4 protein-coding genes and 2 pseudogenes are annotated in these 2,765 nt (G+C 66.4%); 1 reads left to right on the top strand and 5 read right to left on the bottom strand.

What is annotated here, in order from left to right:
* From Asi03nite_RS37355 to Asi03nite_RS37340, 5 genes and pseudogenes are all read right to left on the bottom strand, one after another.
* Positions 1-357: pseudogene (locus Asi03nite_RS37355) on the bottom strand (IS3 family transposase); the annotation flags it as partial.
* A 29-nt stretch (positions 358-386) separates the two neighbouring features.
* On the bottom strand, positions 387-791 hold the full coding sequence (locus Asi03nite_RS37350; RefSeq protein ID WP_203685235.1) for a transposase: 405 nt from the start codon (positions 789-791) through the stop codon (positions 387-389).
* 127 nt (positions 792-918) lie between these two features.
* Entirely contained in the window at positions 919-1,530 is a 612-nt protein-coding gene (locus Asi03nite_RS38355; RefSeq protein WP_239103214.1) for a hypothetical protein, read from the bottom strand.
* 124 nt (positions 1,531-1,654) lie between these two features.
* Positions 1,655-1,987: a hypothetical protein gene (locus Asi03nite_RS38350; protein ID WP_239103213.1), complete on the bottom strand. Its 333-nt coding sequence runs from the start codon at positions 1,985-1,987 to the stop codon at positions 1,655-1,657.
* Positions 1,984-2,298 (bottom strand): hypothetical protein, encoded by a 315-nt coding sequence (locus tag Asi03nite_RS37340; protein ID WP_203685234.1) that lies wholly within the window; start codon positions 2,296-2,298, stop codon positions 1,984-1,986. Before Asi03nite_RS37340 ends, Asi03nite_RS38350 begins: the two co-directional genes overlap by 4 nt.
* Before the next feature lie 267 nt (positions 2,299-2,565).
* On the opposite strand from Asi03nite_RS37340, the pseudogene Asi03nite_RS37335 reads away from it, so the two are divergent.
* A pseudogene (locus Asi03nite_RS37335) lies at positions 2,566-2,765 on the top strand (type II toxin-antitoxin system RelE/ParE family toxin); the annotation flags it as partial.

Below are 2,765 nucleotides of genomic sequence, written 5' to 3'. Positions count from 1 at the left end.
ACTGTTCGGGCCGGACGCGACGAGTTCAGGTCTGACGCGGGCCGGGTGAGCGGCCTGCGCCCGGCGTTCGCGGACCTCGCCGTGTTCGCACAGGATCCGGTACATCGTCGACACCGACGCGAGGTAGGCGCCCTCGTCGAGCAGCTCGTGGTAAACCGTTGCCGGCGCTTTGTCGACGTTGCCGGGATGGTTCAGCACCGCCCGCACGCTGGCGCGCTCGGTCTGTGACAACGCCCGCGGCTGCGGCTTGCGCTCGCGCGGTTCCCGCTCGGGTTTCGGGCTCTGCCGGTGCCGGCGGTAGTGGTTGGCCTGCGGACGGCCTGCCGCGGTGCACGCCGCCCGCACCGACCCGAGCACGGCGGTCAGCTCGGCGATCGCCGCGTCGATCAGGGTTTCGGCTCGCTCCCGGAGTCCGGGGCGCTGCTGGTCGCGAGCTGACCCAGCAGCGCGGAGAGTTTTCCCTGCACCTCGATCACCGTCTGCGCCTTCGCCAACTCAGCGGCCAGCCGCTCGTTCTCACGCCGCAGCCCGGCCAACTCCTTGTCCCGCGCATCGGCCGGCGGACGTCCCGCCGGACGGGCCAGGGCCTGCCGGGCACCCCGATCCCGCTGCTGGCGCCACGTCGTGATCAACGACGAGTGCAAGCCCTCCCGCCGCAACAACGCGCCCTTACCCGCCTTGTCGAGGGACTCGTACTCCTCCAAGATCCGCGCCTTGTACGCGGCCGAGTACGTCCGGGACCTTGCCTTCGCCGGAACCTCCGGATCAGGCACCTCACTGTTCGAACCCACCGGTGGTGGTCTCCTCGCTCGCCCTCAACTCAACGTTTCAATAGTAGATCTTGCCTCTCATGATCTTGGCACAGAGGGAAACGGTCGATCAGGCTCGGCTTCCGTCCATGACGCTCCCTGAGCCGTGTCATCTGCTCCGCGAACTCGAAGATCTCACCTTCCCGTACCGCCAGCGCCTGAAGATCCAAAGCAGTGCCACCGCCGCGTCGTAGTCCTTTGGACGCTTCGTCGCGATCAACTCGTCCACCTGGTTCCAAGTGCGGACCGGATCCCGTGCCAACTCGTCCAGACGCTCCTCGCGGGCCGCGGCGGCCGCTTCCTCACGACGCCTTCGTTCGGCTGCCTCCCGCTCCCGAAGCTGCTGCTGCCGCACCGCCCAGCGATCTTCAGCGGCGGCGAGCAGCTCCCCAGCGGTCCGGACTTCTCCGGCAGGTACCTCCGCCGCCGCACCGTGGAACCTCCGCAGCAACTCCGACCGCAGCAACCCGGCATCACCGCGCAGCAAACGCAACAGCACCTCGTCTTTGTCCGCTACTGGCAGGTCCTTCACCCATCGACGGAGAACGGCAGCGGAAGGCGCCACCTCGATCATCGGCCGGCTTGCTGTTGCCGCAGCCTCCAGCAGGTCGGGGTCCAGACGAAGGAAATCTGCCAACGCGCGCAACGGCCCGCTCAGCTTCGCCAACCCGGCCGGGACCGGCGGCTCCAGCTCGCCATCGTCCAGTTCCCGGTTCTGCACACACAGCAGCTAGGCCAGATATAGCAGCCGCCGGTCGCCGCCGGCCAGCTCCGCCCGGACCGGCACGATTCCCGCGAGCCGCCCTTCCTCCTCCCACCATTCATCGTCGCCGTCCTCGTCCTCGCTACGAAGATCGTAGGATCACATGGGTACGAGTCGCCCAGCAGCCGGCCGACTCCCCGACGCAGAATGCCTGCACCGTCTCCGGGGCGAGCGCCGCTTTCGGCAACCGCAGCATGATTCGCCGGGTGCCCCAGTTCGCCAGATACAGGTGCGCGTCGAAATACCGCTCCATCCACTTCGCCGGATCAGCCTTCAGATCGCCCCACTGATAGTCGTTGACGAAACCCGACGACGTGATCCGGCCCCCCGACGAAACCGCCCGCAACTCGCCCTGCTGCTTCGCCGTCAACGCCTGGTCGAGGGCTACGAATTCGTAGTACTGGTACTCGCTCATAAGTCGGCCGCCCATCGCCGGTAGGCCTCGATCCACCGCACGCCATCCGGCGCAGGATCCGGCAACGGCAGGTCCAAAATCCCGATCGCCTGCCGCAGCCGACCACGATGGCAGAGCGCCACGATCCCTGACGAACGCAGATTCACCTTCCGGACCACCACCGGCACACCGAGAACCTCGGTATCGAACGGCACCGCCAGATTCTCCTCGATCATGGCGAAGAGACCACTGAGCTGCTCGTTCTCGTCGTAGCAATCCACGACCGCCTCGGCGACCAAGGCATCAAGCTCGGCATCACTAAGCGAAGACACCCGCGCAGGATAGGCGAACCTGGGCGCGTCGCCGACAGCCCACGACAGCTAATTACCGGCCATAGTTCACATAAAGATCAACATGGCCGGACATTGCATTCATGCGAACCGCACCACGGCCGTCCCCGGCAAGCCGATGTCGGGGCGTTTGACCAGTTCACGGGCAAGAGGCAGCAGCGAGCGACGCTAGCGGACCCGCTCCGCGGATGTCGGATCCGGGCGGGTTCTCAGTACACAGAAGTACTACGCCCGGGTACCATGGACTGCGTGACCTATCGCCTGGAACTCGTCACCGAGGTACGGGAGTGGCTCCATCAGCTTCGCCGCACCGACCGCGCCAGTGCCATCCTGGTCGGCCAGGCGATCAGCGCACTGCTCGAAGAAGGCCCAAGCCTCGGCAGACCCCTGGTCGACCGGATCAAAGGCTCAAACCTGCACAACCTAAAAGAACTTCGCCCCGGCTCTGG

Source organism: Actinoplanes siamensis (assembly GCF_016862395.1).
GTDB classification, from domain to species: Bacteria; Actinomycetota; Actinomycetes; order Mycobacteriales; family Micromonosporaceae; genus Actinoplanes; species Actinoplanes siamensis.
Note: the sequence above shows the minus strand (reverse complement) of the source record. Positions and strands in the feature narration are given on the sequence as shown.

Bases quoted from the DNA above. Each gene is read 5' to 3' on its own strand.
- Asi03nite_RS38350 (WP_239103213.1), bottom strand. From the start codon at position 1,987: ATGAGCGAGTACCAGTACTACGAATTCGTAGCCCTCGACCAGGCGTTG.